1 protein-coding gene is annotated in these 454 nt (G+C 43.2%); it reads left to right on the top strand.

The annotated features are described in order from the left end of the window. Positions 1-194: hypothetical protein (locus tag AC1VNY_RS42655; RefSeq protein WP_482409698.1), on the top strand; the 194-nt coding region annotated here is incomplete at its 5' end. Between the last annotated feature and the right edge of the window lie 260 nt (positions 195-454).

The raw sequence follows: 454 nt of genomic DNA, 5'->3' as shown, positions 1-454 counted from the left end.
GTGAAAAACATACACTTGCAGCAGAAACCAAACGCTCAATGTATGAATTATTGAGACTTATCATTCGTGCCAATAAGCGATATTACAAGAAAACAACATTACAAGATATTGATGTGGAATTAGATAATTTACGTTATTTAGTCAGATTAGGGAATGGATTAGGATTTCTTCCATTGAAAAAATATGAAAATTAGTCACGGCTGCTCGATGAATTGGGGAGAATGGTTGGTGGCTGGATGAAATCGATTAAACAATAAGGTGTGCAAAAGTACATATTGGGGAACGGGCCATATTTGTGAGCGTGTCGCGATTCGCGGTGGCAACTGGGACAATGGGTCGAATGCAGGTGTCTTTGCGTTGAACCTGAACAACCCTCGGTCGAACTCGAATCATGACATCAGCTTCCGCTCCGCGGTTCTCCTCGTCCGAAGCTCCAAGCGCAACGCGCTTGAAG

The sequence above is a fragment of the Bradyrhizobium ferriligni genome (assembly GCF_056837965.1).
Note: the sequence above shows the minus strand (reverse complement) of the source record. Positions and strands in the feature narration are given on the sequence as shown.